The sequence below is a fragment of the Methylobacterium oxalidis genome, assembly GCF_007992195.1.
Lineage (GTDB): Bacteria > Pseudomonadota > Alphaproteobacteria > Rhizobiales > Beijerinckiaceae > Methylobacterium > Methylobacterium oxalidis.
Window position 1 is genome coordinate 1 of the sequence record NZ_BJZU01000198.1, and the last position, 5643, is coordinate 5643.

The window sequence follows — 5643 nt, forward strand, 5'->3', positions numbered from 1 at the left end:
CGCTCGGCACGCTTTTCGGCGGCTGGCGCATCGTTCACACAATGGGTTCGAAGATCACGCGGCTCAACCCGATGCAGGGCTTCTGCGCCGAGACAGGCGGAGCAATCACGCTGTTCACGGCGACGTGGCTTGGGGTTCCGGTCTCTACGACGCACACCATCACCGGAGCGATCATCGGTGTTGGCGCCGCGCGCCGAACCTCGGCCGTGCGCTGGGGGATCGCCAGCAACATTGTGACCGCCTGGGTGCTGACGCTCCCGGCTGCCGCGCTGATCTCGGCGGCCTGCTACGCCCTGACGGGACTGCTCGGCTGAGTGTGCCTGAAGGCCGCCGGCTGACGGCCGCGGCGAAGCAGGGCTGCAAGTCGCTGCCAGACTCGCTCGTGCCGCCTGAACCTCCCGCGGAAGGACAGGCAGCTGATCTGAAGCAACCTTTGCCTTTCGCTGTGACTTGAGGAGCTGAGGAACTGCCGCCGTCCTCCCATGTTCGTAGCGGCTATAATGTGGAGGAACTCACCATGCGTTTCACGATGACTGCTCTCGCGTGCGCCCTCTCGGTGACCTTCGCCGTGAGCGCTGTGGCTGACGAGAAGCTTGCCCCTGAGCAGCAGACCAAGGTTGAGGCCATGCTGAAGCAGCAGGGCTTCACCAAATGGAAGAAGATCGAGATGGAGGACGGCATGATCGAGGTCGATGACGCGATCGACGCCAATGGCAAAGAGTTCGATCTGAAGCTCGATCCGACCTCGCTGGAGATCAAGAAACGCGAAGCCGAATAAGCTGAGAGCCATCTCGCGGCTGGTATAAACAAGGCAGCTTGCCGACACCGTCACTGATACACGACGGTGTCGTGCACACGAGACGGACCCTTTGGAGACGGGGTCATGGACATCATCGTCAACCCGATCGGGGCTCCCGACACCGAGTGGAGCCTCTACGACCGCCTCGGCCGCCATCTCGGCCTGATCCGCAGAACGTCCTGGCCAGCCAACCCGTTCACGATCCTTCCGGAGCGGGGGAGCTCACTTGAGGGCGTGCCGCTCATCCACCCTACCCTGGATGCCGCCCTGACAGCCATTGAGCGGCGCCTTGGCGGCACGTGCGAGCTGGTTGCCCGCCCGGAGCCCTGACGCGACGACCCTCTCTCTGGTCGACCGCCGCATTGAGCAGCTACAGGCCATGCGCCGCAAACTTCAGCGGATGGTGGAAGAGTGCGGACAAGGCCAGATCGCCGAGTGCCGGATCGTCCAAGTCCTCGCTGAGCCCGATCGATGAGCAATCCCCCGCAGCTGACCTGGGTCGGCCAAGTGCTATGATGCCGGCCAACCAGATGGAGGAAGCCCCATGAAGAAGCTCGTCGTGACCACGGCCGCCCTGATGTTGCTTTCCGCAGCACCGGCGATGGCCATGAGCTGCGGCGGCGGCAAGGGCGGGATGATGTGCGGTAAGCCCGGCATGGCGATGGGCCACGGCAGCATGAAGAAGGGTAAGGGCGGCTGCTGCTGCGAGAAGATGTCGATGAACATGAGCAAGCGGCGCTGATCCCGCCCCCGGTCGTCAGAGCCAGAGCCACCACCTGCTGAGAGCGTAGGCCATGGGGAGGCCCACCGCAAAGCCGATCACCGCGTTCAGCGTGACCCCGATGGCGGCGAGCAGCAGGACGAGGAACAGGTCCGCGTCCTTGAACTGCTGCGGCTTGGACGACTGCGCCAAATGGATGCCCGAGAACAGCAACATCGCGCCTAGCACCACATCGGGGATGGTCTTGCGCAGGGCATAGCCCCGTCGCCGAGCAGCACACCCAGCAGGACGAAGATGACGCCGATCAACACGGGCGCGGTCGCCGTCCTTGCGCCGAACCTGTAGTGCCCCCGCCGGCGCCATGACACATTGGGTTAGCCGCCGAACGGTGCGGCCAGCAGATTGCCGACGCCCGTGGTGACCGAGAGGTTTCGCTCCGTCACCCGCTGCGCGCCGACCGGGAAGAGCTGCTTGCTCGCAGCAGCCGTGACGATGATGGCGTTCGTCAGCGTCAGCGGGATCTGCGGCAGGACCGCATTCTCGACCCCGTGCACGAGCTGCGCCCATGTCGGGATCACCAGCGGGGCAGGTGTAGGGGTAACGCCTCTTGAGGACAGAAGTTGCTGCACTGCAGCGTAGGGCCAAGCTCATGCTGACATGCACAAACCTCATGGAACCGCTCCTCCCTCATTGCGGATGGCCACTGTGGGTGGTTGCCGCCGCTTTGCAGTGGATCATATCGGCGCTTCATCGGTCCCCCGGTCAGCTACCGTTCACGGGAGAGACGCGCATGCGCGAGAACCGCCTCCGGACGCTCTGGGCCGCCGACAAGCCAGTGGTGAACAGCTGGCTGACGATCCCCGATGCCTTCTGCGCGGAGACGCTGGCCCATGCCGGGTTCGACAGCCTGACAGTTGACATGCAGCACGGGCTGATCAGCTTCGAGGCCGCGGTGTCGATGCTCACGGCGATCTCGAGCACGCCAACCGTGCCGGTCGTGCGCGTGCCGTGGCTGGATCCCGGCATCATCATGAAGATGCTCGATGCGGGCGCTTACGGCATCATCTGCCCCATGGTGAATACGCGCGCCGGTGCAGAGCTGTTCGTCTCCGCGTTGCGCTACCCGCCCGCAGGCATCCGCAGCTTTGGCCCAGCTCGGGCCCTGCTCTATGCAGGATCTGACTACTTGCAGCACGCCAACAACACTGTTGCGGGCCTCGCTATGATCGAGACTCGGGAGGCGCTCGACAACCTTGACGAGATCCTCTCAGTGAAGGGTCTCGACGCGGTCTATATCGGCCCGAACGATCTCGCCCTCTCACTCGGGCATGAGCCCCGCTCCGACGTGGACGAGCCCCAAGTGATCGAAGCGATCGAGCTTATCCTGGCGAAGGCGCAGCAGCATGGCGTGATTGCGGGCATGCACAACAGCAGTGCCGACTACGCACGGCGCTGGGTCGACAAGGGCTTCCGCTTTGTCACCGTGGGCGCTGACGTGAGCTTCCTCGCCGGCGGTGCCGCTCGAGCTTTGTCTGAGCTCGGCGCATCATCGGGTGATGCCACATAAATGGAAATCAGTCCCAATTCCATGCAGGCGCCAGCGAGCGCGCCCTCCTGTTCTCGCGCTCGTCGCAATACCCCCTGGGATCATGTGGACTGCGCCCTTCGGAAATCTCGCATCGGGTGCGCAGTTCAAATCGCGAGTCAGGAAGAGTGGTGGAGAGCGGCGGGCTTGCGCCCTCTGCTCACGGCTTCATCAAGTTGCCTACCCTGACGAAGTTTGTGCGTAGCACCATGGATGCAGTGCGGCGCATAAAATAATTCGACGTCGCTGTTGAGTTTGAGGGGCATCATGACGACCACCCAGCCGAGCTTCGAAGTTCCGGCCGAGATGCGCGACTTCGCCGAGAAGAGCGTCGAGCAGGCCCGCAACGCCGTCGCCACCATCCTGCAGAACACCCGCAAGGCGGCCGAGAGCTTCCAGTCCGTCACGAAGACGACTGAGCTGCCCGCCAGCGTCGCGTTCTCGCGCGGCTTCGACTTCACCGAGCAGAACGTCGCGGCTGCCTTCGAGCTGGCGCAGAAGCTGGTGCGTGCACGTGATGCGCAGGAGGCGATGCAGCTCCAGGCGGAGTATGTCCGCACGCAGTTCGCTGCCATGCAGAACCAGGCCAAGGAGCTCATCGGCACGGTCCAGCCTACGAAGGCCTGATCACCATTGACCGGCACCTCTCCCCTGCCCCGGGCGTTCTGCGGTGTAGGGGAGACACTTCGACACTGAGGATTGAGCGATGACGCGACGCAGGCGGCAGTCCTTAGTGGATATGAATCAGACCGGCCGCAAAGCTGAGGCTGAGCGCGGAGGCAAGCCGTCAGAGGGCCTTACACAAAAAGCTGCACCTCGCGTCCTGGGCAAGGATGTGGCATCCAGATCGACCAGTGTGACTAAATCGATCGAAGCTGCCTTGCACAAGCCGGCTAAGGCCACGGAGCCCGTCCCGAACAAGCTGCTGGAGAAGGTCTCGCAGAAAGCGATCCGGGCCCGCCCTGCAGGGTCGGCAGCATCAAAATCAAGCCCTGCTGCGACTAAGGTGGCGCAACACGCAACACGAGATGGGGGTGCTCGCGAACCCGCGCCTAGCAAGAGCACGGCACCGAGTGACATCGAGCCAGCGCACGCTGAACCGCGGCGCGCCGCGAGCGCCAGACCTGAACAGTCTGAAGCCGCTGTCGACCGCGCTGACCCCGGCACGGGCACCGCTTCGGCCACAGCGAGCAACCAGCCTCAGTCTCCGGCTCCAGCCTCTTCGGAAGTAATTGCCCAAGGTAAGGGGGCTCAACCTGCAAGCGGCTGGAGAGGGCGCACCCCAGCTCAGGCTAAGGTGTTTGCTGGCCCGCTCAATGTTGCGCGTGCAGCCGTCCAGGCGAACGTGACCGTATGGTCCTATCTGCGCAAAGAGAGCGAGGCTGCTGTTGCCCACTTCCGGGCTCTGAGCAGTGTAAAGTCCCCGACTGACGCGGTGGCCCTACAGGCACGGGAGATGGCCCGCGCTGTGGATGCTGCGCTCAGCCTCGGGCAGGACTTGGCTAGCCTCACGACTGGGCCGAAGAGCAAGCAATAGAGCCGCTGTGGATTTCTGGGCAATCCCAATACTCTCAACGCGGGCCGCCTTCGGGCGGCCCTTTTTATTTTCTGCCTCTCGGTCACTGCAAAAGAACACGAAGTCCCAGAGAACCGCTCGGCAGCTGAAGGGCATGGACCCTGGGTTCACCTGAACCCGAAACACACCCTGGGATTCTACTCGGCCACAAGGATGCAAGTTCATAGCTCGCGAGGTGGCGCATCGCCTCACGAAGTGCGAAGTTCAGTTACAAAGGATAGCTGATCACTCAGTCACCTGATCTCCTGTCGGATCAGGCATAGCAGCTGCGTGGACCTGGGCTGTATCGTAAAGCTCCTCGAAAGCGGTGACGCGGCCGTTCGAGAAGCGCCAGAGATCGACCTTCCGAGTGCTCGCGACTTTTCCGGTCGCCTTGTTGCGCCAGGACACGTCTCCGATCACGACCACTTGATCCCCTTGCGCCACGAAGTCGTGCATCTCGTGCGCGACCATCTCCCAGTTGGCCCTCAGGCCTTCGAGATAGCCTAGAATCTCGCTGCGTGTGCTGCGCCGCGCCGTGAACGCCAACTCGCCGGATCCATTGGCGAGGGATGCAAGGGTTGCGTCCTCGGCGAGAATGTCCATCCAGCACTGAACATCTTGGCCCTTCGTCTCGCTCCAACGTGCGTAGGCGCGCTTTAGGCCCGCCACAGGTTCATCCGTGGAAGACATCGTATCCTCCTCTGGCGCACGTTGGCTTGGTCTCAAGCAGCTGAAGTGTTGCTCCATGGGCCATGAAATCATGGACGGCAGTGCGTGACACGGCAACTGAAATGGGCTCCCTTGAGAGTGATAGTGCGGTTCGCATCCCACACCCTTTCAGGGAGCCAGCATGAGCCCAAAGCCGTTGAGTAGGAGCACAATGAGACCCACCCACATCACACCCCGCCTCTCCGAAGTCGCCTAGACGTCCGGTGAAATCCTGCCGAACCACGCCGACACAGACGATCTCGCGAAATGGC

General features: G+C 63.0%; 10 protein-coding genes. 7 read left to right on the top strand and 3 right to left on the bottom strand.

The annotated features are described in order from the left end of the window. The 4 genes from MOX02_RS29065 to MOX02_RS29080 form a co-directional block, all read left to right on the top strand. Positions 1 to 314 (top strand): inorganic phosphate transporter (locus MOX02_RS29065; RefSeq protein ID WP_147029261.1); only part of this gene is annotated, 314 nt, incomplete at its 5' end. Between the two features lie 203 nt (positions 315 to 517). Then, complete coding sequence (locus tag MOX02_RS29070; protein ID WP_147029262.1) at positions 518 to 778, top strand: PepSY domain-containing protein; 261 nt, start codon at positions 518 to 520, stop codon at positions 776 to 778. A 105-nt stretch (positions 779 to 883) separates the two neighbouring features. Beyond that, a complete protein-coding gene (locus MOX02_RS29075; RefSeq protein ID WP_147029263.1) occupies positions 884 to 1129 on the top strand; it encodes a hypothetical protein in 246 nt (81 codons plus the stop codon). Between the two features lie 214 nt (positions 1130 to 1343). Further along, positions 1344 to 1541: a hypothetical protein gene (locus MOX02_RS29080; protein ID WP_147029264.1), complete on the top strand. Its 198-nt coding sequence runs from the start codon at positions 1344 to 1346 to the stop codon at positions 1539 to 1541. Positions 1542 to 1556: 15 nt separating this feature from the next. On the opposite strand, the gene MOX02_RS29085 is transcribed toward MOX02_RS29080, so the two are convergent. Continuing rightward, on the bottom strand, positions 1557 to 1736 hold the full coding sequence (locus MOX02_RS29085; RefSeq protein WP_147029265.1) for a hypothetical protein: 180 nt from the start codon (positions 1734 to 1736) through the stop codon (positions 1557 to 1559). Between the two features lie 158 nt (positions 1737 to 1894). Then, positions 1895 to 2098, bottom strand: a complete 204-nt coding sequence (locus MOX02_RS29090) for a molybdate transporter family protein (protein ID WP_147029266.1) — start codon at positions 2096 to 2098, stop codon at positions 1895 to 1897. Between the two features lie 212 nt (positions 2099 to 2310). Between MOX02_RS29090 and MOX02_RS29095 the strand changes: the two genes are divergently transcribed. The 3 genes from MOX02_RS29095 (at position 2311) to MOX02_RS33070 (ending at position 4642) form a co-directional block, all read left to right on the top strand. Next, on the top strand, positions 2311 to 3087 hold the full coding sequence (locus MOX02_RS29095) for an HpcH/HpaI aldolase family protein (protein ID WP_147029267.1): 777 nt from the start codon (positions 2311 to 2313) through the stop codon (positions 3085 to 3087). Positions 3088 to 3372: 285 nt separating this feature from the next. Further along, a complete protein-coding gene (locus tag MOX02_RS29100; protein ID WP_147029268.1) occupies positions 3373 to 3732 on the top strand; it encodes a phasin in 360 nt (119 codons plus the stop codon). Positions 3733 to 3844: 112 nt separating this feature from the next. Then, a complete protein-coding gene (locus MOX02_RS33070; RefSeq protein ID WP_373866791.1) occupies positions 3845 to 4642 on the top strand; it encodes a phasin family protein in 798 nt (265 codons plus the stop codon). A gap of 264 nt (positions 4643 to 4906) precedes the next feature. Here the strand turns inward: MOX02_RS33070 and MOX02_RS29110 are convergent, their stop codons facing one another. Continuing rightward, positions 4907 to 5425 (bottom strand): nuclear transport factor 2 family protein, encoded by a 519-nt coding sequence (locus MOX02_RS29110; protein ID WP_147029270.1) that lies wholly within the window; start codon positions 5423 to 5425, stop codon positions 4907 to 4909. Between the last annotated feature and the right edge of the window lie 218 nt (positions 5426 to 5643).